Origin of the sequence: Mycobacterium colombiense CECT 3035 (assembly GCF_002105755.1) — a bacterium.
In the GTDB taxonomy this organism is placed as follows: Bacteria; Actinomycetota; Actinomycetes; order Mycobacteriales; family Mycobacteriaceae; genus Mycobacterium; species Mycobacterium colombiense.
In genome coordinates, this window is record NZ_CP020821.1 from 4996427 (window position 1) to 5018524 (window position 22098).

A 22098-nucleotide genomic window follows, 5' to 3' on the forward strand; every position below is an offset into this window, starting at 1 on the left:
TTATGCGGTTGTGCGGACCCGCGCGGCTTCGGCCCGACCGATGACCACCCGCATGATTTCGTTGGTGCCTTCCAGGATCCGGTGCACCCGCAGGTCGCGGACGATCTTTTCCAGACCATACTCGCGCAGGTAGCCGTAGCCACCGTGCAGCTGCAGGGCTTTGTCGGCGACCTCGAAGCAGGTGTCGGTGACGTAGCGCTTGGCCATCGCACACAGCTCGACCTTGTCGGGATCGTCGGTGTCCAGCGCATTGGCCGCCCGCCACAACATCATTCGCGATGTTTCGAGGCCGGTGGCCATGTCGGCCAGGGTGAAGCGGATGGTCGGCTCGTCGAGCAGGGACGACCCGAACGCCTGCCGATCGCGAACGTAGGCCCCGGCCTTGTCCGAGGCGGCCTGGGCGCCGCCGAGCGAGCACGCGGCGATGTTGAGCCGACCGCCGTTGAGCCCGTTCATCGCGATGCCGAATCCGGCGCCCTCACCCTCGGCGCCGCCCAGCATCGCGTCGGCCGGCACCCGCACCCCTTCCAGGATCACCTGCGCGGTGGGTTGGGCGTGCCAGCCCATCTTCTCCTCGAGGGCACCGAAACTCAATCCGGGAGCGCCCTTTTCGACCACGAAGGCCGAGATGCCGCGCGGCCCCTCGTTACCGGTGCGGGCCATCACCACGTAGACGTCCGAGGCGCCCGCGCCGGAGATGAACTGCTTGACGCCGTCCAGCACATAGTCGCCGCCCTGCTTGACCGCGCGGGTGCTCAGCGCACTGGCGTCGGACCCCGCGCCCGGTTCGGTGAGGCAGTAACTGGCGATGACGTCCATCGACGCCAGCCGCGGGACCCAGTCCTTGCGCTGCTCGGCGGTGCCGAAGGTGTCGATCATCCACGCGCACATGTTGTGAATCGACAGGAACGCGGCGGTGGTGGGGTCGGCGATGGCCAGCTGCTCGAAGATGCGGACACCGTCGAGCCGGCGCAGTCCGCTCCCGCCGACGTCCTCGCGACAGTAGATCGCCGCCATGCCGAGCTCGGCGGATTCGCGCAGCACGTCGACCGGGAAATGTTTGGCCGCATCCCATTCCAGGGCGAAGGGGGCCAGACGCTTGGCGGCGAACGCGGCGGCCGTCTCGGTGATCACCCGTTCGTCGTCGTTGAGGGTAAATGAAGCCATGAAGCAGTCAGCCCTAATCCATTGTGGGAATGACGAATTCGGCGCCATCCTTGATGCCGGACGGCCAGCGGGACGTCACGGTCTTGGTCTTGGTGTAGAAGATGATCGACGAGGGGCCGTGCTGGTTGAGATCGCCGAACCCGGAACGCTTCCAGCCGCCGAAGGTGTGGTAGGCCACCGGCACCGGGATCGGCACGTTGACGCCGACCATGCCGACCTGCACGCGGGAGACGAAGTCGCGGGCCGCGTCGCCGTCGCGGGTGAAAATCGCCACGCCGTTACCGTATTCGTGCTCCGACGGCAGCCGCAGGGCCTCCTCATAATCATGCGCGCGCACGATGCACAACACGGGCCCGAAGATCTCGTCGGTGTAGATCGACATGTCCGGGGTGACGTGGTCGAACAGGGTGGGGCCGATGAAGAAGCCGCCCTCGAGGTTGGCGTCGCCGAAAGTCAGGTCGTCACTGGAACGTTCGCGGCCGTCGATGACCAACTCGGCTCCCGCGTCGACGCCCTGGGCGATGTAGTCGCGCACCCGCGCCACGGCGGCCTCGGTCACCAGCGGGCCGTAGTCGGCCTTGGGGTCCAGGCTGTGGCCGACGCGCAGGTTGTTGATCCGCTCGATGAGCCGGGCGCGCAGCCGGTCGGCCGTCTTGTCGCCGACCGGGACTGCCACGCTGATCGCCATGCAGCGCTCGCCGGCGCTGCCGTATCCGGCGCCGATCAGCGCGTCGACGGCCTGGTCCAGGTCGGCGTCGGGCATCACGATCATGTGGTTCTTGGCGCCGCCGAAGCACTGCGAGCGCTTGCCGGTGGCCGCGGCCCCGGCGTAGATGTACTGGGCGATGTCAGAGCTGCCGACGAACCCGACCGCCTGGATGTCGGGGTGGTTCAGGATCGTGTCGACGGCCTCCTTGTCGCCGTGCACGACCTGGAACACGCCGGGCGGCAGGCCCGCCTCTACGAACAGTTCGGCCAGCCGCACCGGGACCGACGGGTCACGCTCGCTGGGCTTGAGCACGAACGCGTTGCCGCAGGCCAGCGCCGGGCCGGCCTTCCACAGCGGGATCATCGCCGGGAAGTTGAACGGGGTGATGCCGGCGACCACACCCAGCGGCTGGCGCAGCGAATAGACGTCGATGCCCGGTCCGGCGCCCTCGCTGTACTCACCCTTGAGCAGGTGGGGGATGCCGATGCAGAACTCGATGACCTCGATGCCGCGCTGGATGTCGCCCTTGGCGTCGGGCAGCGTCTTGCCGTGCTCGCGGGACAGCAGCTCGGCGAGTTCGTCGATGTGCTTGTTGACCAGCTCGATGAAGCGCATCATCACCCGCGCGCGCCGTTGTGGATTTGTTGCGGCCCAACCCTTTTGGGCCTCGACGGCGGATGCCACCGCGGCATCGATGTCGGCCTGGCCGGCCATCGGCACCGTCGCCTGAACAGCCCCGGTGCTGGGGTCGAAGACGTCAGCGCTGCGGGCGGACTGGCCGGCGGTGCGCTGCCCATCGATGAAGTGGGGAATCTGTGTGGTCATGGGGCCCTCGAGTGTGGTTGACGGGCGTAAGCGGATACTTGCATATCCTAGTAACCCGGTTCGACCCTTGGCAAGGCGGGAGCGGGCTAGCCTGACAGCTGATGCACACCATCGAGGCCGACTACCTGGTGGTCGGGGCGGGCGCCATGGGCATGGCGTTCGTCGACACGCTGGTCTCCGAGACGGAGGCCCGCGTGGTCGTGGTGGATCGCTACCACGCGCCCGGCGGGCACTGGACCATGGCCTATCCGTTCGTGCGGCTGCATCAGCCCTCGGCGTTCTATGGTGTCAACTCGGCACGGCTGGGCGGCGACACCGTCGACCAAGTCGGTTGGAACCGTGGCCTTTACGAGCTGGCGACCGCCGGCGAGATCTGCGCGTACTACGACCACATCATGCACCGGGAGTGGTTGCCGACCGGCCGGGTCGATTACTTCCCCATGAGCGAATACCTCGGTGACGGCCGGTTTCGCACGCTGGCCGGCGTCGACCACTCCGTCCGCGTGACGCGGCGCGTCATCGACGCCACCTACATGCGGGTCACCGTCCCGGCCATGCGGCGCCCGCCGTACGCCATCGCCGCCGGCGTCGACTGCGTTCCGCCCAACGACCTGCCCCGGCGCACCGCACACCAGCGTTACGTGATCGCCGGGGCCGGCAAGACCGGCATCGACACCTGCCTGTGGCTGCTGAGTCACGGTGTCGAGCCGGACCGGCTGACCTGGATCATGCCCCGCGACTCCTGGCTGCTGGACCGCGAGACGATGCAGCCCGGGGCGTTGTTCGCCGACAAGCTCAAGGCGAGCTTCACCGCGCAGCTGCGTGCGATCAACGAAGCGGACTCGGTGCCGGATCTGTTCGCGCGTCTCGAGGAGGCCGGCGTGCTGTTGCGGATCGACCGCGCGGTCCGGCCCACCATGTACCGCTGCGCGACGGTCACCCGGCTCGAACTCGAGCAGTTGCGGCGCATCACCGACGTGCTGCGGATGGGCCACCTGCTGGCCATCGAGCCGGGCAGGATGGTCCTGGACGGCGGCACCGTCGCGCTCCGCGGTGGCGAGCTGTTCATCGACTGCACCGCGGACGGCGCCGAAAAGCGGCCAGCCACAGCAATTTTCGATCCCGGGCGGATCACCCTGCAGAGCGTGCGCGGGTGCCAGCAGATCTTCAGCGCCGCGCTGATCGCCCACGTCGAAGCTGCCTACCGGGACGACGCCGCCCGCAACGAGCTGTGCGTGCCCCTGCCGCATCCGGACACCGACGTCGACTGGATGCGGCTGGCGCTGGCCGACTACAGCAATCAGCTGCGCTGGTTCGACGACCCGGAGTTGATGTCCTGGCTGTCCGCGGCCCGCCTGGACCTGTTCGGCCATCTGATCGGCCACCTGCTCCCGTCCGCGTCGGCGAAGCCGCGGGTGCGGGAACGGATTCTGGGCATCGCCAAGTCCGTCTTCACCGCCACCGCCACCAAGCTCGACCGGCTGATGGCCGCCGAAGCCGCACTCGCGGTGCCCTGACCCGTGTAACCCGAGTCGATATTCATCGGGTGAAGGAGGCATGTGGCGGCAAACGAACCCGTCGGCCCGCGACCCCTGCGCGCGGTGCCCGACGACGACGGCGGCTACCCGAACTGGGAGGCCGTGTACTCCGACAACGTGACCTGGGTGTACCGCACGTTGTTCGCGCGCGTCGGCAACCAAACCGACGCCGAAGACCTCACGGCCGAGGTGTTCCTCGCCGCGCTGCGGCCGCTGCGGCTGACCGCGACCGTCGCCGAGGTCCGGGCCTACCTGCGGGCGACGGCCAGGACGGTGCTGGCCGCGCACTGGCGCGAGACGCTGGGCCGGGAGATAACCTCGATCGAGGACATCGAACAACCAGCCGAGAGCCAGGACGCGATCAGCACCGCGCCGCAGCGCGTTGCCCGGGTTCTGGACAACCTGCCGGACCGGTACCGCCAGATTCTGGAATCGCGCTTCCTGCAGGGCAATTCGATCAAGGAGTCAGCCGCGGAACTCGGGATCAGCGTGGCCAATGCCAAAGTGCTGCAGCACCGCGCCCTGCGGCTGGCCGCACAGGTCAACGATGGGGGCCGGCCATGAACGCGCGAGGGCTGCGACGTTACGTCGACGATCTGTTGCGGGGCCGGCGGCCCAGGCCGTTTGCGCCCAACGACTTCGAGGCCGCGCAACTGCGCACGGCGATCGAGCTGCGCGCCGCCCGCGAGGACGGTGACTCCCCGCGCCAGGAATTCGTCACCGACCTGCGCCGGCGTATCGCCGAGCAGATGTCCGGCGCGCCAACCCAACCGCCGCAGGTGCGCGGCAGCACGCGCCGCCAGGTCATCGTCGGCACGTCGGCGGCCGCCACCGCCGCGGTCGCCGCGGTGTCCGTCGATCGCGCGCTGATCGCGGGGCAAACGGGCGAGGGCCGCACCCCCGAGGTCGCCGCCGGGCAGCTCACCCCCAGCGAGGGGAGCTGGCAGCGCGTCGCGGCCGGCTCGGAGGTGCCCGACGGTGCCACGCGCGCCTTCGACCTCGGCTCGGTGACCGGATTCGTCCGCCGGGTCGGCGGCCAGGTCCAGGCGATCTCCGGGGTGTGCACCCATCAGGGCTGCAAGCTGTGGTTCGACGCGCCCGACGACACGCTGCGCTGCCCCTGCCACACCACGTCGTTCTCGCCCAGCGGGCAAGTGCTCACCCACCAGTTGCCGATCGCGCCGAAGCCTTTGCCCGCGTTGATGGTTCGTGAGGTCAACGGGGTCATCGAGGTATTCGCCCCGCCGCACACCGAGCGGCCGGCCTGAGCCGTGTAACCCACCGCCCTATCTCTGGGCATGGATATCCGCATGCATCGAAGGCGTTCGGCGGCCATGGCGGCCGCAGGCGTGCTGCTGTTGGCCGGTTGCTCCCAGTCCCGGCCGGTTGCGACCACCGCCGCGCCCAGCACCGGAACGTCGATCACCGCGCCGGCGGCTCCGGTGCGCGGCGACCAGGTCACCATCGACGGCTTCGCGTTCGCGCCGGTGACACTGACCGTGCCCGCGGGGACCACCGTCACGTGGACCAACCGCGACGAGGAACCCCATACGGTGGCCGCCAGCGACGGTTCGTTTCATTCACCGGGGATGGGAACCGGGGCCACCTTCACCCATACCTTCCCCACCGCAGGGACTTTCGACTACGTCTGCTCGATCCACCCGATGATGCGCGGCACCGTGGTGGTGACGGGGTGAGCGCCGACGACGATGCAGCGCGAAGCGATGAGGAGGAGCGGCGGATGGCCACCGCCCAGCAAAGCGGCATGACCCGCCGCCAGCTGATCCGGCACGGGGCCTGGTTCGGGGCGGCGGTCGGATTCGCCGTGACCGGTGGCGAGGTCATCTCGCACGTGGCGGGCCAGGCGAAGGCGCAGCACGCGGCGGGCCGGCCCGCCCTGCGGTTCGCCCAGATCAGCGACAGCCATATCGGTTTCACCGGGGCGCCCAACCCGGACGTCGCCGGTACGTTCGGCCACGCGATCGAGCAGGTCAACAACCTCGGATACACACCGGATTTCGTCATCCACACCGGTGACCTCACCCACCTGTCCAGCCCGGAGCAGTTCGACCAGGTGAAGCAGATGATGACGGGCCTCAAGACGCCGCACGTGTTCACCGTGCCGGGGGAGCACGACTCGGTCGACGATGCGGGCCAGAAGTACCGAAACGCGTTCGGCGCCAGCTCCGTTGGCGACGGGTGGTACAGCCTCGACATCGCCGGCGTGCACCTGATCGCGTTGGTCAACACGCTGAATCTGCGCAAGCTCGGGCATCTGGGTGCCGATCAGCTGGAGTTCGTCAAGAAGGACGTCGCGCGTCTTTCCAGCGATACCCCCATCATCGTCTTCAGCCACATCCCGCTGTTCGCGATGTACCCGCAATGGGGCTGGGGCACCGACGATGCCACCCAGGCGCTGAGCTACCTGCGGCGCTTCTCCTCGGTCACCTGCCTCAACGGCCATGTCCACCAACTGTTCTCCAAGACGGAGGGCAACGTCGCGTTCTACAGCGGCACCACCACCGCGTACCCGCTGCCGCGACCGGGTGATGGGCCCGCGCCCAAGCCGGTCACCCTGCCGGCCGGCAAGCTGCGCGACGCGCTGGGCATCCGCGAGGTCAGCTACACCAGGGGAGAGGTCGCGCTGGCCTTGAAGGAGACTGCACTGCAATGACTTTGACGAGTATCGTGATCCGCCTCGGCCTGGCCGCGTCGTTGATCGTCAGCGCCGCCGGCCACGCCTACCTCTATGTGCACGGCTACCAACATATTCCGGAGATCGGTACGGCGTTCATGGCCCAGGCCAGCCTTTCGTTCGCGATCGCGCTGCTGATCCTGGTGGGCGGCCCCGCCTGGCTGCGCTGGGCCGGTGCGGCGGTGGCGGCCGGCTCGCTGGTCGCGTTCGTCTTGTCGCGCACCGTCGGCCTGTTCGGCTTCTCCGAACGGGGCTGGGAGCCGGCACCGTACGCGGCCGTCACCGTCGCGGCCGAGCTGTTGACGGTGGTGCTGTGGGGGCTGGATGGAGGCCTTCGGCTTCGAGGGGCCCAGACCACCGTCGTTTGAGCCGGCGTTTGAGCGACGGGAGTGCTCGCGGCTAGGCGCCCGGGGCCTCCGGGGCGGGCTGGTCTGCGCGGGCGTCGGCCGTGCTGACGGGCCCGGGCTCGTCGGAGCTGGACGGGACGGGAGCCGACCACTTGATCCGCAGCCGGCGCTTGAGGGACATCGAGGGCTTCTCGATGAGGAACCAGCTCGCCGCGGCAAGCGGCAGGGTGGTCGCCACCGCGGCGACAAAGAACAGCACCGGGTGCAGGCGCGTCGCGAGCCCGCTGACCGCCAGCAATTGCTGCGCCGGGAAGGCGTAGATGTAGACGCCGTAGGACAGATCGGTGCGCAGCCTCAACCGTTCGCTCTTGAGCAGGGAGCCCGACACCACGACGGCGTAGGCCAGCGGGAGCGCCCCGACCACCCGGTAATCGGGCAGCAGCAACCCGGCCGCCACGACGATGACGATGCAGACCGCGACCAGCGACCATCGGGCCGGGATGGCGTCCCGCCACTGATACATGACGGCGCCGGCCGAAAACATGATGGCCGAGCGCACCGCGAGCTGCGGGATGGTCCATACCCCGGGGAACGTCAGGGGCGGCACCGCCAACGCCGCCAGTGTTGCCAGTACCAGGATCGCGGGGGATATCCAGCGCCGATTGCCGAGCCCGGCCACCCCGATGGCGGCAACGAAGAGGTAGCACAGCAGTTCCCACACCAGCGACCACATGGAACCGTTCCAGGCGGGTCCCCCCGGCACCCCGTGCAGCGTGCCGTCGATGCTGGGCTGCAGGTAGGCGATCGCACTGTTTTTCACGACGTACTCGAGCGGAGCGATGGAGCCGAGCAGCTTGGTGGCCGAACCGCCCTGGATCGCCAGACTGAGCGGGGCGAAGACGAACGCGGTCACGATCAGGCAGATGTAGAAACCGGGCAGGATGCGCAGTGCGCGGGCGGTGAGATAGTCACGCAGTCGCGGGTCGGTGAGCCAGCTCCGGGTGATGAGAAAGCCCGAGATCGCGAAGAATCCGTCGACACCGACCGAGAAGAAGAGCTGCAGGATCGGCTTGGGTGGCATGTGGCCGGTGATGGGCCACGAGTGGAAGAGCATCACCTCGGCCGCCAGCGCCAACCGAAGTGCGTTGAGCGCGTTTCTTCGCGGGTCGAATACCTGCCCTAGTTTCATCCAGCCTCCGCCCCCTGCGCACCACTCATCGTCGGCGCCATCGTACGGGCCAAAAGCCGACGGGCGCTGACGCGGGCAGTGGCCTCGATCAGGTCGCAGCCTCGCGATTCTTTGCCGGCAACGCCGCGTCTTGCGTCTTCACATCGTCGCGATCATGGGTAGGCGGCACCGGGGACTCCGGTGGCATCGCCATGGTCGCTTGCTCGCGAGAGCCGGCGGATCTCTGTTTCAGTCGCGCCTTGAGCGACCTCGCCGGCTTTTCGACCAGGAACCAGCTCGCCGCGGCCAGCGGCAGGGTGGCCAGCGCCACGGTCAGGCAGAACACGATCGGATTGAGGCTGAGCAGGCCGAGGACCGCCAGCAGCTGCTGGGTCGGATACGCGTAGATGTACATGCCGTAGGACAGGTCCGTGCGCAACCTCAATCGCTTGTTGTGCAACAGGGACCCGGAGACGATGACGGCGTAGGCCAACGGCACCGCGGCGACCACCCGGTAGTCCGGCAACTGGCCGGCCACCAGCACGATGACCACGCTCACCGCGACCAGCGACCAGCGGGCGGGAATCACGTCGCGCCACTGATACAGCAGCGCTCCGGCGGCGAACATGATCGCCGCCCGGCAGGCCAGGAAGACGATGACGATGCCGACGTTGCCGGTCGGTTTGTTGAACACCTCGGGGAACGTGACGGGAGGCATCATGGACGCCCCGATGGCGGCCGCCACCAATATCACCGGCGAGACCCACCTGCGGTTGGCCAGTCCGGCCACGCCGATGGCGGCGACGACCAGATAGCACATCACTTCCCAGAACAGTGACCACAGCGACGCGTTCCAGATGCCGGCGTTCGGGATGTCGAACGGGGTGCCGCCCACGTCGGGCTTGAGCCACAGGACCGCGATGTTCTTCAGGACGTACTCGAACGGGGCGAACGAGAACAGCAGCTTGGTCGGCGAACCGCCCTGGATCGCCACGCTGAGCGGGGCGAACACGAAGGCGGTCACGATCATGCAGACGTAGAAGCCGGGCAGGATGCGCAGGGCCCGGGCGGCGAGGTAGGCGCGCAGCTTCGGGTTGCTCAGCCAACTCGCGGTGATGAGGAATCCCGAGATGGCGAAGAACCCGTCCACCCCGACGGACAGCAGGAGTTGCAGAACGGCCCGCAGCGAGGGCAGGTGGCCGTGAACCGGGTAGGTGTGCCAGAAGATGACCTCCGCCGCGAGCGCTAACCGCCATGCGTTCAGTGCGTTGCTTCGCGGATCGAAAACCTGCCCTAGCTTCATCGGCGTCCCCCGCCACCCGCATCGGGCATCATCGGCATCATCATCGGCGCAATCTTAGCGCCCTCTAAGAGAGAAAAGGGCCGGTTCACGCTATCCGACGGATCGGGCGGCCGCAAACGCGACGCTAATCGACGCGTGTCCAACAAGGGTCGAACGGCGTTGCGCGAGATGGCACATCGCCGCGCCGTCAGCCGCGCAGACCGTCGATGAATGCCTTCGTCTCGTCCCAGGTGGGCAGCAGGCCGGAGGCGCGCACTTCCTCGAGGCTGGGTGCCGCCGCGTCGCGATCGGACAGGTTGGGCGGCGCCCCGTCCACCAGCGGCCAGTCGATGGCCAGCGCGGGATCGGTTGCGCGGATCGTGTGTTCGCGCTGCGGGTTGTATTCCGCCGAGCACAGATACATGACCGTCGAATTGTCTTGCAGCGCCAGGAAGCCATGCCCCAGGCCTTCGGACAAATAGATCGTCCGGTGATCGGTGTCGTCGAGCAGCACCGAATCCCATTGCCCGAACGTCGGCGAACCCACCCGAATGTCGACGACGACGTCGAACACCGAACCACGAACGCAGGTCACGTACTTCGCCTGGCTGGGCGGCACCTCGGCGAAATGCAGTCCGCGCAGCACACCGGCCGACGACACCGAGCAGTTGGCTTGCCGGACGTCGAGGCGATGACCGGCGAAGGAGCGGAACCCCTTGTCGGTGAGCCATTCGAAGAAGTGGCCGCGCGAATCGCCGTGCACGGCAGGGGTGATCTCCCAGGCGCCGGGAACTTTCAGTTCGCGAACATCCACGCTACTGCCCACGCTCTTCGTAGCGGGCTTCCGAGGCGTCTTTCAACGGCCGCCACCACGATTCGTTCGCGCGATACCAGTCAATGGTGGCACGCAGCCCTTCCTCGAAGTCGGTATGCTTTGGCGCCCAACATAATTCGTCGTACAGCGTGGACGGGTCGATGGCGTACCGCAGATCGTGGCCGACGCGATCGGTGACGTGGTCGAAATCGTCGGGCTCGCGGCCCATCATCTGCAGCAGCGTGCGCAGCACGGTCAGGTTGTCGCGCTCGCCCTCGGAGCTGATCAGGTAGGTGCGCCCGATCTCGCCCTTGTCCAGGATGCGCCGGACCGCGCTGTTGTGGTCGTCGACGTGAATCCAGTCGCGGACGTTGGCGCCGGTGCCGTACAGCTTGGGCCGCCGGCCGGTGAGCACGTTGGTGATCTGGCGCGGGATGAACTTCTCGACGTGCTGATACGGCCCGTAATTGTTGGAGCAGTTCGAGATCGTCGCGCGCACCCCGTACGAGCGCACCCAGGCGCGCACCAGCATGTCGGCGGCGGCCTTGGTCGCCGAATACGGGCTGGACGGGTTGTAGGGCGTCGCCTCGGTGAACCGCTGCGGGTCGTCGAGCTCCAGGTCGCCGTAGACCTCGTCGGTCGAGATGTGGTGCAGCCGCACGCCGTAACGGCGCACCGCCTCCAGGATGGTGAAGGTGCCGACGACGTTGGTGTGCAGGAACGGCTCGGGGCCCTCCAGCGCGTTGTCGACGTGGCTCTCCGCGGCGAAATGCACCACCGCGTCGGATTCGGCGACCAGCCGCGACACCAGCTCGGCGTCGGTGATGTCACCGATCACCAGCTCTATCGAGTCCTCGACGTCGGCCAGTGACTCGCGCCGACCCGCATAGGTCATGGCGTCGAGCACCGTCACCGAATCCTCGGGGTGTTCGCGGACCGTGCTGTGCACGAAGTTGGCGCCGATGAATCCAGCGCCGCCGGTGACCAGTAACCGCATGCCCAAACCCTAACGGAGCCGATCGGTCAGTTGGCGGCAGTTAGCCCCAGAGGTCCGGCCAATTCGCTTAGCGCAGGTAGCAGCGTTTCCTCGTCGTGCCCGCCCAGCACCTGGATCGCCACGTGGTCGGCTCCGGCCTCCAGATGTTCACCCAACCGCCGCGCGATGTCCTCCGGGGTGCCATAGGCGACCACCGAGTCGATCAGCCGGTCGCTGCCGGGCTTGTGCACGTCGGCTTCGGTGAACCCCAGCCGCAGCCAGTTGTTCACGTAGTTGCTCAGGCCCAGGTAGAACTCGACGGTCTGACGCCCGATCGCGCGCGCCCGCTCCGCGTCGGTGGTCAGCACCACCTTGTGCTCGGGCGCCAAATACACCGCACCGCCGAGTAACTCGCGCGCCTTGGCGGTGTGTTCGGGGGTGGTCAGGTAGGGGTGCGCGCCGGCGCTGCGCCGTGCCGCCAGACCCAGCACCCGCGGCCCGAGCGCCGCGAGCACCCGCCGGCTGGTCGGCACCAGCGCGGCGTCGAGTTCGTCGAGGTAGGAGACCAGGGCGTCGTATGGCTTCACGTATTCCTGGGTGTGCTCGGGGTGGCCCACCCCGATGCCCAGCAAAAACCTTCCCGGATGGCCGGATTCGATGCGGTGGAAGGATTCGGCGACGTCCGGGGCGGGCGCCGACCAGATGTTGACGATCCCCGTGGCAAGCTGCAGCGACGTCGTGCGCGCCAGGGCGGGTTCGGCCCAGGACAGATCGGCGTCCGGTGATCCGCCGATCCACGCGGCGCCGTAGCCCAGCGACTCGATGCCCGCGGCCAACTCGGGGGAGACGGATCGGGTGGGCAACCACACGCCGTACCGCCCCAGCTCGGGTTTGAGCGAAACTCCCTCGGTCATCTGCTCCCCCTCGCCGTGTCAGGACTGCTTCAACCCCAGCGGCCCGGCCAGCTCGGCCAGCGCCGAGACCAGGTTTTCATCCTTCGTCAGAACCTGCACGGGGACGTGATCGGCGCCCGCGTCGAGGTGTTCTTTGAGCCGCGCCGCGATCTGGTCCACGGTGCCATACGCCACCACCGCGTCCACCAGACGGTCGCTGCCGGGGCGGGTGATCTCGTCCTCGCTGAAACCCAGCCGCTTCCAGTTGTTTCGGTAGTTGGCGAGGTTGAAATAGATGTCGAGCGCCTTGCGGCCGACCGTCCGCGCCTTCTGGGCGTCGGTGGTCAGGATCGCCTTGTGCTCGGGCGCCAGGAACGCCGACGGGCCGATGATCTCGCGGGCCCGCGCGGTGTGTTCCGGGGTGGTCAGGTACGGGTGCGCCCCGGCCGAGCGCTCAGCGGACAGCTTGAGCACGCGCGGGCCCAGCGCAGCCACCACGCGGCGGTTGGCGGGCACGCCGTAGTCATCGAGCTGCTTGAGGTAGTCGGTGAGCGCGTCGTAGGGCTTGCGGTACTCGGTGTGCGCCTCGGGATGACCGACGCCGATGCCCAGCAGGAACCGGCCCGGGTACGCCTTGTCGATGCGGTGAAAGGATTCGGCCACCGGCTTGGCGGCGGCGGTCCAGATGTTGACGATGCCGGTGCCCACCTGCAACGTCGTGGTCGCCTCCAAGAGGGGCTCGACCCAGGCCAGCTCGGCGGGCGGCGAACCGCCGACCCAGACGGCGCCGTAGCCCAGCGCCTCGATGTCCCTGGCCTGTTCGGGTGTGACGCCGCGTCCGAACGATCCGAACCGGCCCAGATTGGGTTTGCTCGCTGCATCGGTCATGGTGTTCCCAACCTGCGTCCCGCGGCGGCTATTCCGGGTCGGCTACATCCTCGTCGGGATCGTCGAGAACGGCACCGGCGACGCCGGCGGCGGGCGGCTCCAGCGGCAGCAGCACGATGAACCGGGTGTCGCCGGGTCTCGACTCCACCCGCAGGTCCCCGCGGTGCTTCTTCACCACGATGTTGAACGCCAGGTCCAGGCCCAGCCCGGTGCCCTCACCGAAGGGCTTGGTGGTGAAGAACGGCTCGAAGATGTGCTCGCGGATGTCCTCGGGTATGCCCGGCCCGGTGTCGCAGATCTCGATGCGCGCCAGCGTCTCGCCCTCCCGGCAGGTGCGGATGGTCAGGGTGCCGCCGCTATCGCGCATCGCGGCGATCGCGTTGTCGATGATGTTGGTCCACACCTGATTGAGATCGCCTGGGTAGCAAGGGATTTCGGGCAGCGTCTGGTCGAACTCCTTGACCACCGTGATGGTGGGGTTCGTACCCGCGTCCCTGCTCGGGTCCTTGGTCAATCGATCGGCGAACATCACCAGCGTGCTGCGCAGCAGATCGTGCACGTTGGTCACCTGGAACGGGGCCCGATCCAGCTGCGAATACTGCTTGGCGTCGGCGACCAGCGCCGAAATCCGTTTGCTCGCTTCGAGAATCTGGTTCATCAGCAGCTCGCTCTCGATGGTGTAGTTGATCCATCGGATCGCCTGCTCCAGCGATGTCGACGCGAGCTCCTCGGTGACCGCGGAGATCCGCTCCAGCCAATCGGTGTCGATGCCGCCCTCGACGAACGTCGGCGCGATGTCCCACCCGCCGTCGATGCCGTGGTCTTCCAGCCAGTCGCCAACGGCGTCCTCGCGGTCGGAAGTCTCCAGCGCGCTCAAATGCTGCGACCCTCCGGGAGCGGCCGACTTGGCGACCTGCTCGGCGACCCGCTCCTGCAGCCGCACCAGGGCGCTCAACGCCTCGGGCGTGATGGTGCCGTCGGCGAGCATCGCGAGCTTGTGGCGCATGTTGGCCACGCGTTCGCGCAGGTCCGCCGCGGACCGCGAGATCGCCGCGGCGGGATTGTTCAGCTGGTGTGTCAGCCCCGCCGACAGCCGGCCCAGCGCCAGCAGCTTCTCCCGGTTGTCGATGATCCGGCGGGTGCGGTCGGTGCCCACGGCGATGCCGTCGAGCAGGTGCACCGCCATCGGGAACTGGTCGCGCATGAACTGCGCGAACACCGGGGCGTCCATCACGAAGAAGCGTGACGGCTTGGTCACGTGCACCGAGGCGTCGTAGTTCTTCTGCTTGCCTCCGGTGAACGCCCGCCAGGCCCCGCAGTACACGCCGCGCTGCGAGGTCCGGTTGGTCTCGATGTCCTGGCCGCCGGAGAGCTTGGTCATGGTCAGCTCCCCGTCGATCAGGACGTAGAAGCAGGTCGCCGGTTCGCCCTCGACACAGATCGGGCCCGGTTCGTAGTGCTGGATGTGCCCGTTGCTGCACAGCACCGCGAGCTGCTCGTCGGTGAGCGCCTCGAACAGGAACAGGCTGCGCAGCTCGTCGGGCTCACACGGCATGGGCCTCGCTTCGGCGGCGGTCATGCTCCTCCTAGTTCTCGGCCAGGTATCGGTGCACCAGCATCACCGCCATCGACCCTTCACCGACGGCGGCGGCGACCCGTTTGGCGGAGGTGGCGCGGACGTCGCCGGTGGCGAACACCCCGGGCACGCTGGTCTCCAGGTGATGCGGCGGGCGTTCCAGCGTCCAGCCGCACACGTTGCGCAGGTCCGGGCCGGTCAAGATGAAGCCGTGGTCGTCGCGGGCCAGCACCCCGTCCAGCCAGTCGGTGCGCGGGGCGGCGCCGATGAAGATGAACATCCGGCCGCAGGTGACGTCCTCGGTTTGGCCGGTGCGGTTGTTGACCAGCCGCAGCTGCTCGAGGTGCCCGTCGCCGGTAGCGCGCTGCACCTCGGTGCAGGTCAGCACGTTGATCTTGGGGTTCGCCTCGATCTGCTGGATCAGGTAGTAGGACATCGACGCCTCCAGCGACGGCGCCCGCACCACGATGTTGACCGACTTGGCCGTCCGGGACAGGTACATCGCGGCCTGGCCGGCCGAATTGGCCCCGCCGATCACGTAGACCTCTTCGTCCTCGCAATCCGAGGCGACCGAGATCGCCGCGCCGTAGTGGACGCCGCACCCGGTCAGCTCGCTGCAGCCCTCGGCCTGCAGCTGGCGGTAGGCGACCCCGGTGGCCAGGATGACCGCGTGCGCGTCGATCGACCCGCCGTCGGCGAACCGCACGGTCCGCTTGGAGCCGTTCACCTCGAGGGCGGTGGCCTTGCGGGCGGTGATCAGCTCGGCGCCGAACTTCTCCGCCTGCCGCCGCGCCCGGTCGGCCAGCTGCCCGCCCGACACCCCGTCGGGGAAGCCCAGGTAGTTCTCGATGCGCGAGCTTTGCCCGGCCTGGCCACCGGTGGCGGTGTGCTCGATGAGCACCGTGCGCAGCCCCTCGGAGGCGCCGTACACGGCCGCGGCCAGGCCCGCGGGCCCGCCGCCGACCACGATCAGGTCGTAGAACTCCTGCGACGGCGTGGTGGTCAGGCCCAGGGTCTCGGCCAGTTGCGCGTCGGTCGGTTCGACCAGGGTGTCGCCGCGCTGGGTGACCACCACCGGCAGCCGCCTGCCGTCCTCGCCGGCCGCGGTGAGCAACCGCTCGCCGGCGGGTTCGTCGGCCATGAACCAGGTGTAGTAAAGGCCGTTGCGGGCCAGGAAGTCGCGGACCTGCCAGGACCGCGCCGACCAGCGGTGGCCGATCACCTTGGTGTGCGGGATGGGGTGCTCGGGTGCGGCCCGCCAGGCGTCCAGCAGCCCGTCGATGACGGGGTAGAACTTCTCCTCCGGCGGATCCCACGGCTTGAGCAGGTAGTGGTCCAGGTCGACGACGTTGATCGCGTCGATGGCGGCGTGGGTGTCGGCGTAGGCGGTCAGCAACACGCGGCGCGCCGCCGGGTACAGGTCCATCGCCTGCTCGAGGAACTCGATGCCGCTCATCTGCGGCATCCGGTAGTCGGCGATCAGCAGCGCGACCGTCTCGCCGCGCAACTTGAGCTCCTTGAGCGTGCCCAGCGCGTCGGGCCCGGACTCCGCGCGCACGATCCGGTGCTCCTCGCCGTAGTGGCGGCGCAGGTCGCGGGCGACCGCCCGGGACACCGAGGGATCGTCGTCGACGGTCAGCATGACGGGCTTGCGCTGGCTTGAGGGGTTGGTCATCGGCGTTAAGTATGCGCTCGTCAGCAGCCGTGTGGGAGGCCGAGCGGGCGGGCCGCGTTCCGCCGGCAGCGATTTTGGTGGAGCGAGAATAACCAGGTATCGTGGAACAACGGTGCGGCATCCGCGCCGACTTTTTGTGTGCCAAGTCCCTAGGAATTTCCTGTCACCGGCTCACGTTCCAAGTCGGTGCAGTGTCGCGTCGGATCGGCGCAGACGAGAACGAAACTATACGACGAGGACTCTTAACTAGTTATGGCCAAGAAGGACGGCGCCATCGAGGTGGAAGGCCGGGTGGTCGAGCCTCTGCCCAATGCGATGTTCCGCATTGAGCTGGAGAACGGTCACAAGGTGCTTGCCCACATCAGCGGCAAGATGCGGCAGCACTACATCCGCATCCTGCCCGAGGACCGGGTGGTGGTGGAGTTGTCTCCCTACGACCTGTCCCGCGGCCGCATCGTTTACCGGTACAAGTAACGCGCCTGACCTACCAGCAATCTACGAACGAATACAGAACAGGATCGAACAGCCGTGAAGGTGAACCCGAGCGTCAAGCCAATCTGTGACAAGTGCAGGGTGATCCGTCGGCATGGGCGGGTCATGGTGATCTGCTCCGATCCGCGCCACAAGCAGCGCCAGGGCTGATCCGCCCCGACCGCGACACAACTGAATGCAGACCTCCCAGCACCACTGAGCGAATAGGTCGCTCATCACGCCCGGACGGAGGCCGGGCCCCGGTAAAACCCAGATGGGGCCGGGAACGGGCTGGGATCAGACCTCCGCCTAGAAAAAGAGGAAACGCCACCTATGGCTCGACTAGTAGGCGTCGATCTTCCGCGTGACAAGCGGATGGAGATCGCGCTGACCTACATCTTCGGCGTCGGCCGCACCCGGTCGAACGAGATCCTGGCCGCTACCGGCATCGACCGGAACCTGCGCACCCGGGACCTGACCGATGACCAGCTGACCCACTTGCGTGACTACATCGAAGCGAACCTGAAGGTGGAGGGTGACCTGCGCCGCGAGGTTCAGGCCGACATCCGGCGCAAGATCGAGATTGGTTGCTACCAGGGCCTGCGGCACCGCCGCGGCCTGCCGGTGCGCGGCCAGCGGACCAAGACCAACGCGCGCACCCGCAAGGGCCCCAAGCGCACCATCGCCGGCAAGAAGAAGGCCAGGTAATCACCCATGCCACCAGCCAAGAAGGCAGCCGCTGCCCCCAAGAAGGGGCAGAAGACCCGTCGCCGGGAAAAGAAGAACGTCCCGCACGGTGCCGCCCACATCAAGAGCACGTTCAACAACACGATCGTGACCATCACCGACCCGCAGGGCAACGTCATCGCCTGGGCGTCGTCGGGCCACGTCGGGTTCAAGGGCTCGCGGAAGTCGACGCCGTTCGCCGCGCAGCTGGCCGCCGAGAACGCGGCCCGCAAGGCGCAGGAGCACGGCGTCAAGAAGGTCGACGTGTTCGTGAAGGGCCCGGGCTCGGGCCGGGAGACGGCGATCCGGTCGCTGCAGGCCGCCGGTCTGGAGGTCGGCGCGATCTCCGACGTCACCCCCCAGCCGCACAACGGCGTTCGTCCCCCCAAGCGCAGAAGGGTCTAGGAGATAACCAATGGCTCGTTACACCGGACCCGTTACCCGCAAGTCGCGCCGGCTGCGCACCGACCTCGTCGGCGGCGACCAGGCGTTCGAGAAGCGCCCCTACCCGCCCGGCCAGCACGGCCGCGCGCGGATCAAGGAGAGCGAATACCTGCTGCAGCTGCAGGAGAAGCAGAAGGCCCGCTTCACCTACGGCGTGATGGAAAAGCAGTTCCGTCGCTACTACGAAGAGGCCGTGCGCCAGCCCGGTAAGACGGGTGAAGAGCTGCTGCGCATCCTGGAAAGCCGGCTGGACAACGTCGTGTACCGCGCCGGCCTGGCCCGCACCCGCCGGATGGCGCGGCAGCTGGTCAGCCACGGACACTTCAGCGTCAACGGCGTGCACGTCAACGTGCCCAGCTACCGGGTGTCGCAGTACGACATCATCGACGTGCGGGACGGCTCGCTGAACACCGTGCCGTTCCAGATCGCGCGGGAGACGGCGGGCGATCGCCCGATCCCGAGCTGGCTGCAGGTGGTGGGGGAGCGTCAGCGCATCCTCGTGCACCAGCTGCCCGAGCGGGCGCAGATCGACGTGCCGCTCGCCGAGCAGCTCATCGTCGAGTTCTACTCGAAGTAAAGACCCCCTGCGCGCAACCCGGCGCAGGTCTTACCGGCATCAAATAGCGGGTGCCGAGAAGGAGAAGAAGAAACACCATGCTGATCTCTCAGCGACCCACATTGTCGGAGGAAGTCCTCACCGACAGCCGCTCCCAGTTCGTCATCGAGCCGCTGGAGCCGGGATTCGGTTACACCCTGGGCAATTCGTTGCGCCGCACGCTGCTGTCCTCGATCCCGGGTGCGGCCGTCACCAGCATCCGCATCGACGGCGTGCTGCACGAGTTCACCACCGTGCCGGGCGTCAAGGAAGACGTCACCGCGATCATCTTGAACCTCAAGAGCCTGGTGGTGTCCTCCGAGGAGGACGAGCCGGTCACCATGTACCTGCGCAAGCAGGGCCCGGGTGAGGTCACCGCGGGAGACATCGTGCCGCCCGCCGGTGTCACCGTGCACAACCCCGACCTGCACATCGCGACGCTGAACGACAAGGGCAAGCTCGAGGTCGAGCTGGTCGTCGAGCGCGGCCGCGGCTACGTGCCTGCCGTGCAGAACCGCGCCTCGGGTGCCGAAATCGGCCGTATCCCGGTCGATTCCATCTACTCGCCGGTGCTCAAGGTCACCTACAAGGTGGACGCCACCCGTGTCGAGCAGCGCACCGACTTCGACAAGCTGATCCTGGACGTCGAGACCAAGAGCTCGATCAACCCGCGTGACGCGCTGGCGTCGGCGGGTAAGACCCTGGTCGAATTGTTCGGCCTGGCGCGCGAACTCAACGTCGAGGCCGAGGGCATCGAGATCGGGCCGTCGCCGGCCGAGGCCGACCACATCGCGTCGTTCGCCCTGCCGATCGACGACCTGGATCTGACCGTGCGGTCCTACAACTGCCTCAAGCGCGAGGGCGTTCACACCGTCGGCGAGCTGGTCAGCCGCACCGAGTCCGACCTGCTCGACATCCGCAACTTCGGTCAGAAGTCCATCGACGAGGTGAAGGTCAAGCTGCACCAGCTGGGCCTGTCGCTCAAGGACAGCCCGCCGAGCTTCGACCCCTCGCAGGTCGCGGGCTACGACGTCGCCACCGGCACCTGGTCCAGCGAGGCGTCCTACGACGACCAGGACTACGCCGAAACCGAACAGCTGTAACGACACAACCGACGAAAGTCCGTCCCGGCCCTACCTGATACGGGGGCCGGCCCCCAATGAGGAGATAGTCGCAATGCCCAAGCCCACCAAGGGACCTCGCCTCGGCGGGTCGTCTTCGCACCAGAAGGCGCTGCTCGCCAACCTGGCCACCTCCCTGTTCGAGCACGGCCGGATCAAGACGACCGAGCCCAAGGCGCGGGCGCTGCGGCCCTACGCGGAGAAGCTGATCACCCACGCGAAAAAGGGTGCGCTGCACAACCGTCGAGAGGTGCTGAAGAAGATCCGCGACAAGGACGTGGTGCACGCCCTGTTCGCGGAGATCGGCCCGTTCTACGCCGACCGCAACGGCGGCTACACCCGCATCATCAAGGTCGAGCCGCGCAAGGGCGACAACGCGCCCATGGCCGTGATCGAGCTGGTGCGGGAGAAGACGGTCACCTCCGAGGCCGACCGGGCGCGACGGGTGAAGGCTTCCAAGAAGTCCGACGCCCCCGTCGCGGCCGCGGCGGCACCTCAGGCGGCTGTCGAGCCTGCCGAGGCCGTCGGCCCGACGGCCGGGGAGGCCACCGCCGAGGTCGAGGAGACCCAGGCCTCTGAGACCGAGGCCTCGGTGACCGAGGCCGAGCCGACCAAGGCGCAGGCCGAGGCCGAGGACAAGGCCGACAAGGCCGTGGCCGCGCGGGCGGAAGCCGAAGCCGCCGAGGCGAACGACGAGGCTGACGAGAGTTAGCGAGGACGTCCGTCTGCGGCTTGATATCGCCTACGACGGAACAGGTTTCGCGGGCTGGGCCGCTCAGGCCGGCCAGCGGACCGTGGCGGGAGTTCTCGACGAGGCGCTGACGACGGTGTTTCGCACGCCGGTGCGGCTGCGCGCGGCGGGACGCACCGACGCCGGAGTGCACGCCACCGGGCAGGTGGCTCATGTCGACGTGCCGCCGGAGGCGCTGCCGAACGCGTACCCGCGCGCACCGCGCGTCGGTGAGCCCGAGTTTCTGCCGCTGCTGCGCCGGCTGGGCCGGTTTTTGCCGACCGACGTCCGGGTGGTCGGCATCGCCCGCGCGCCGGCGGGTTTCGACGCCCGGTTCTCGGCGCTGCGGCGCCACTACGTGTATCGGCTCTCGACGGCGCCGTGGGGCGTGCAGCCGCTGCAGGCCCGCTACGTCACCGCCTGGCCGCGCCCGCTGGACGTCGAGGCGATGGCGACCGCATCGCGAGACCTGCTGGGATTGCATGACTTCGCCGCGTTCTGCCGTCACCGCGAGAACGCCACCACCATCCGCGACCTGCAGCGGCTGGAGTGGACCCGCGACGGCGACCTTATCACCGCGCAGGTCAGCGCCGACGCGTTCTGCTGGTCGATGGTGCGCTCGCTGGTCGGCGCGCTGCTGGCCGTCGGCGAACACCGCCGCCCCGTCTCGTATTGCCGCGAATTGCTCAGCGCCACAGAGCGTTCCAGCGACTTCGCGGCCGCGCCCGCCCATGGGTTGTCGCTGGTCGGTGTCGACTATCCGCCCGATGACCAGCTGGCCGCGCGCAACCTGATCACCCGCGACATCCGCTCGCGCGACTGAGCGCTCAGAGCCGCGCGGCGACGAAACCCGCGGCCTGATCCACCAGCCCGGAATCGATGTACGAGGGCTGCAGGTGCGACGGCCAATTCAAACCGCCGGAACAGATCGGGTCACCCTTGGCGCACACGTCGATCGTCTTGCCGGCGAAGGCCGGGCTGAAATCGGGCACCGGCCCGAGGATTCCGCGGGTGCCGTTGCCGAACAGGGCCACCGCGGCGACCTGCTGATCCAGGGCCGGCGGCAGCGGGTTGGTGAACCCGAACGCCGGTTCGGTCACCGCGACCACGAGGTCGGCGGACGCGGCGCCCAGCGAATAGCCGCCCAGCACCTCGCGGGTGCTCGGGCAGCTTCGCGCCATCTGCTGGACGTGGGCGCTCATGTCGTTGGCGCCCTTGGCCGGACTCACGTCGGCGGGATAGTTGACCCCGTAGGCCCCGACCGGCAAACGGGTCTTTGCGCGCAGGGAATTGACGAACGCCGCGCCGACATAGCCGACACCGGGCGGTTCCTCGCGGCCGCGCGCGAACACCACTTCGGCGCCGGGACACCCCGCCGATGCCGCCGGCGCCCCGAACGTGGTGACCGCCAGGGCAAGCAGCGAGGACGCGGCGATGGAGGCGGCGCATGCCACGCCA

The 22098-nt window shown here is 68.1% G+C and carries 25 protein-coding genes; 14 read left to right on the top strand and 11 right to left on the bottom strand.

The genetic code is table 11. The features are described from left to right. Together B9D87_RS23610 and B9D87_RS23615 are read right to left on the bottom strand one after the other, a co-directional pair. Positions 1–1167, bottom strand: a complete 1167-nt coding sequence (locus B9D87_RS23610; RefSeq protein WP_007773499.1) for an acyl-CoA dehydrogenase family protein — start codon at positions 1165–1167, stop codon at positions 1–3. Positions 1168–1180: 13 nt separating this feature from the next. Then, on the bottom strand, positions 1181–2701 hold the full coding sequence (locus B9D87_RS23615) for a CoA-acylating methylmalonate-semialdehyde dehydrogenase (RefSeq protein ID WP_007773498.1): 1521 nt from the start codon (positions 2699–2701) through the stop codon (positions 1181–1183). A 101-nt stretch (positions 2702–2802) separates the two neighbouring features. Between B9D87_RS23615 and B9D87_RS23620 the strand changes: the two genes are divergently transcribed. From B9D87_RS23620 to B9D87_RS23645, 6 genes are read left to right on the top strand one after another with little or no spacing between them, the layout of a single operon-like run. Beyond that, positions 2803–4218, top strand: coding sequence for a hypothetical protein (locus B9D87_RS23620; protein WP_007773497.1), 1416 nt, complete (start codon positions 2803–2805; stop codon positions 4216–4218). 42 nt (positions 4219–4260) lie between these two features. After that, positions 4261–4803 carry an RNA polymerase sigma factor gene (locus B9D87_RS23625; protein WP_007773496.1) on the top strand — a complete coding sequence of 181 codons (543 nt, stop codon included), beginning with the start codon at positions 4261–4263 and terminating at the stop codon, positions 4801–4803. Beyond that, complete coding sequence (locus B9D87_RS23630; protein WP_007773495.1) at positions 4800–5507, top strand: Rieske (2Fe-2S) protein; 708 nt, start codon at positions 4800–4802, stop codon at positions 5505–5507. Before B9D87_RS23625 ends, B9D87_RS23630 begins: the two co-directional genes overlap by 4 nt. 30 nt (positions 5508–5537) lie before the next feature. Continuing rightward, positions 5538–5936, top strand: coding sequence for a cupredoxin domain-containing protein (locus B9D87_RS23635; protein ID WP_040630978.1), 399 nt, complete (start codon positions 5538–5540; stop codon positions 5934–5936). Between the two features lie 44 nt (positions 5937–5980). Further along, a complete protein-coding gene (locus B9D87_RS23640; protein WP_007773493.1) occupies positions 5981–6913 on the top strand; it encodes a metallophosphoesterase family protein in 933 nt (310 codons plus the stop codon). Continuing rightward, positions 6910–7302, top strand: coding sequence for a hypothetical protein (locus tag B9D87_RS23645; protein ID WP_007773492.1), 393 nt, complete (start codon positions 6910–6912; stop codon positions 7300–7302). The genes B9D87_RS23640 and B9D87_RS23645 overlap by 4 nt, the downstream gene beginning before the upstream one ends. 31 nt (positions 7303–7333) lie before the next feature. Here the strand turns inward: B9D87_RS23645 and B9D87_RS23650 are convergent, their stop codons facing one another. From B9D87_RS23650 to B9D87_RS23685, 8 genes are all read right to left on the bottom strand, one after another. After that, entirely contained in the window at positions 7334–8470 is a 1137-nt protein-coding gene (locus tag B9D87_RS23650) for an acyltransferase family protein (protein ID WP_040630976.1), read from the bottom strand. Positions 8471–8558: 88 nt separating this feature from the next. Further along, complete coding sequence (locus B9D87_RS23655; RefSeq protein WP_007773490.1) at positions 8559–9752, bottom strand: acyltransferase family protein; 1194 nt, start codon at positions 9750–9752, stop codon at positions 8559–8561. 187 nt (positions 9753–9939) lie between these two features. Beyond that, on the bottom strand, positions 9940–10545 hold the full coding sequence (gene rfbC, locus B9D87_RS23660) for a dTDP-4-dehydrorhamnose 3,5-epimerase (RefSeq protein ID WP_007773489.1): 606 nt from the start codon (positions 10543–10545) through the stop codon (positions 9940–9942). Between the two features lies 1 nt (position 10546). Further along, entirely contained in the window at positions 10547–11542 is a 996-nt protein-coding gene (rfbB, locus tag B9D87_RS23665) for a dTDP-glucose 4,6-dehydratase (protein WP_007773488.1), read from the bottom strand. A 26-nt stretch (positions 11543–11568) separates the two neighbouring features. After that, positions 11569–12435, bottom strand: a complete 867-nt coding sequence (locus B9D87_RS23670; protein WP_007773485.1) for an LLM class F420-dependent oxidoreductase — start codon at positions 12433–12435, stop codon at positions 11569–11571. An 18-nt stretch (positions 12436–12453) separates the two neighbouring features. After that, positions 12454–13302 carry an LLM class F420-dependent oxidoreductase gene (locus B9D87_RS23675; protein WP_007773483.1) on the bottom strand — a complete coding sequence of 283 codons (849 nt, stop codon included), beginning with the start codon at positions 13300–13302 and terminating at the stop codon, positions 12454–12456. A gap of 28 nt (positions 13303–13330) precedes the next feature. After that, a complete protein-coding gene (locus B9D87_RS23680) occupies positions 13331–14881 on the bottom strand; it encodes an ATP-binding protein (protein ID WP_007773481.1) in 1551 nt (516 codons plus the stop codon). Positions 14882–14888: 7 nt separating this feature from the next. Next, entirely contained in the window at positions 14889–16553 is a 1665-nt protein-coding gene (locus B9D87_RS23685) for an NAD(P)/FAD-dependent oxidoreductase (RefSeq protein ID WP_007773480.1), read from the bottom strand. 252 nt (positions 16554–16805) lie between these two features. Between B9D87_RS23685 and infA the strand changes: the two genes are divergently transcribed. The 8 genes from infA (at position 16806) to truA (ending at position 21463) form a co-directional block, all read left to right on the top strand. Continuing rightward, positions 16806–17027 carry a translation initiation factor IF-1 gene (gene infA, locus B9D87_RS23690; RefSeq protein ID WP_003418601.1) on the top strand — a complete coding sequence of 74 codons (222 nt, stop codon included), beginning with the start codon at positions 16806–16808 and terminating at the stop codon, positions 17025–17027. Positions 17028–17081: 54 nt separating this feature from the next. Then, entirely contained in the window at positions 17082–17195 is a 114-nt protein-coding gene (gene rpmJ / locus B9D87_RS23695) for a 50S ribosomal protein L36 (protein WP_003879483.1), read from the top strand. A gap of 162 nt (positions 17196–17357) precedes the next feature. Next, positions 17358–17732 (top strand): 30S ribosomal protein S13, encoded by a 375-nt coding sequence (gene rpsM, locus B9D87_RS23700; protein WP_007773477.1) that lies wholly within the window; start codon positions 17358–17360, stop codon positions 17730–17732. A 6-nt stretch (positions 17733–17738) separates the two neighbouring features. Continuing rightward, entirely contained in the window at positions 17739–18155 is a 417-nt protein-coding gene (rpsK, locus tag B9D87_RS23705; RefSeq protein WP_007773475.1) for a 30S ribosomal protein S11, read from the top strand. Positions 18156–18165: 10 nt separating this feature from the next. Beyond that, the gene (gene rpsD / locus B9D87_RS23710) at positions 18166–18771 is read left to right on the top strand and encodes a 30S ribosomal protein S4 (protein WP_007773473.1); all 606 of its coding nucleotides are present in this window, start codon (positions 18166–18168) and stop codon (positions 18769–18771) included. A 77-nt stretch (positions 18772–18848) separates the two neighbouring features. After that, on the top strand, positions 18849–19892 hold the full coding sequence (locus B9D87_RS23715; RefSeq protein ID WP_007773471.1) for a DNA-directed RNA polymerase subunit alpha: 1044 nt from the start codon (positions 18849–18851) through the stop codon (positions 19890–19892). A 73-nt stretch (positions 19893–19965) separates the two neighbouring features. Further along, the gene (gene rplQ / locus B9D87_RS23720) at positions 19966–20622 is read left to right on the top strand and encodes a 50S ribosomal protein L17 (RefSeq protein WP_007773469.1); all 657 of its coding nucleotides are present in this window, start codon (positions 19966–19968) and stop codon (positions 20620–20622) included. Continuing rightward, complete coding sequence (truA, locus tag B9D87_RS23725; protein WP_080598601.1) at positions 20609–21463, top strand: tRNA pseudouridine(38-40) synthase TruA; 855 nt, start codon at positions 20609–20611, stop codon at positions 21461–21463. Before rplQ ends, truA begins: the two co-directional genes overlap by 14 nt. 4 nt (positions 21464–21467) lie before the next feature. Here the strand turns inward: truA and B9D87_RS23730 are convergent, their stop codons facing one another. After that, the gene (locus tag B9D87_RS23730; RefSeq protein WP_007773466.1) at positions 21468–22094 is read right to left on the bottom strand and encodes a cutinase family protein; all 627 of its coding nucleotides are present in this window, start codon (positions 22092–22094) and stop codon (positions 21468–21470) included. Positions 22095–22098: the final 4 nt, after the last annotated feature.

What these genes read in the sequence shown, in the direction of transcription:
- rpsD (WP_007773473.1), top strand. Translation starts at nt 18,166, where the DNA reads ATGGCTCGTTACACCGGACCCGTTACCCGCAAGTCGCGCCGGCTGCGC.
- B9D87_RS23630 (WP_007773495.1), top strand. Translation starts at nt 4,800, where the DNA reads ATGAACGCGCGAGGGCTGCGACGTTACGTCGACGATCTGTTGCGGGGC.
- B9D87_RS23635 (WP_040630978.1), top strand. Translation starts at nt 5,538, where the DNA reads ATGGATATCCGCATGCATCGAAGGCGTTCGGCGGCCATGGCGGCCGCA.
- B9D87_RS23610 (WP_007773499.1), bottom strand. Translation starts at nt 1,167, where the DNA reads ATGGCTTCATTTACCCTCAACGACGACGAACGGGTGATCACCGAGACG.
- B9D87_RS23640 (WP_007773493.1), top strand. Translation starts at nt 5,981, where the DNA reads ATGGCCACCGCCCAGCAAAGCGGCATGACCCGCCGCCAGCTGATCCGG.
- rpsK (WP_007773475.1), top strand. Translation starts at nt 17,739, where the DNA reads ATGCCACCAGCCAAGAAGGCAGCCGCTGCCCCCAAGAAGGGGCAGAAG.
- B9D87_RS23670 (WP_007773485.1), bottom strand. Translation starts at nt 12,435, where the DNA reads ATGACCGAGGGAGTTTCGCTCAAACCCGAGCTGGGGCGGTACGGCGTG.
- B9D87_RS23655 (WP_007773490.1), bottom strand. Translation starts at nt 9,752, where the DNA reads ATGAAGCTAGGGCAGGTTTTCGATCCGCGAAGCAACGCACTGAACGCA.
- B9D87_RS23645 (WP_007773492.1), top strand. Translation starts at nt 6,910, where the DNA reads ATGACTTTGACGAGTATCGTGATCCGCCTCGGCCTGGCCGCGTCGTTG.
- B9D87_RS23685 (WP_007773480.1), bottom strand. Translation starts at nt 16,553, where the DNA reads ATGACCAACCCCTCAAGCCAGCGCAAGCCCGTCATGCTGACCGTCGAC.
- rplQ (WP_007773469.1), top strand. Translation starts at nt 19,966, where the DNA reads ATGCCCAAGCCCACCAAGGGACCTCGCCTCGGCGGGTCGTCTTCGCAC.
- B9D87_RS23650 (WP_040630976.1), bottom strand. Translation starts at nt 8,470, where the DNA reads ATGAAACTAGGGCAGGTATTCGACCCGCGAAGAAACGCGCTCAACGCA.
- rpsM (WP_007773477.1), top strand. Translation starts at nt 17,358, where the DNA reads ATGGCTCGACTAGTAGGCGTCGATCTTCCGCGTGACAAGCGGATGGAG.
- B9D87_RS23620 (WP_007773497.1), top strand. Translation starts at nt 2,803, where the DNA reads ATGCACACCATCGAGGCCGACTACCTGGTGGTCGGGGCGGGCGCCATG.
- B9D87_RS23680 (WP_007773481.1), bottom strand. Translation starts at nt 14,881, where the DNA reads ATGACCGCCGCCGAAGCGAGGCCCATGCCGTGTGAGCCCGACGAGCTG.
- B9D87_RS23675 (WP_007773483.1), bottom strand. Translation starts at nt 13,302, where the DNA reads ATGACCGATGCAGCGAGCAAACCCAATCTGGGCCGGTTCGGATCGTTC.
- infA (WP_003418601.1), top strand. Translation starts at nt 16,806, where the DNA reads ATGGCCAAGAAGGACGGCGCCATCGAGGTGGAAGGCCGGGTGGTCGAG.
- B9D87_RS23715 (WP_007773471.1), top strand. Translation starts at nt 18,849, where the DNA reads ATGCTGATCTCTCAGCGACCCACATTGTCGGAGGAAGTCCTCACCGAC.
- B9D87_RS23615 (WP_007773498.1), bottom strand. Translation starts at nt 2,701, where the DNA reads ATGACCACACAGATTCCCCACTTCATCGATGGGCAGCGCACCGCCGGC.
- rfbB (WP_007773488.1), bottom strand. Translation starts at nt 11,542, where the DNA reads ATGCGGTTACTGGTCACCGGCGGCGCTGGATTCATCGGCGCCAACTTC.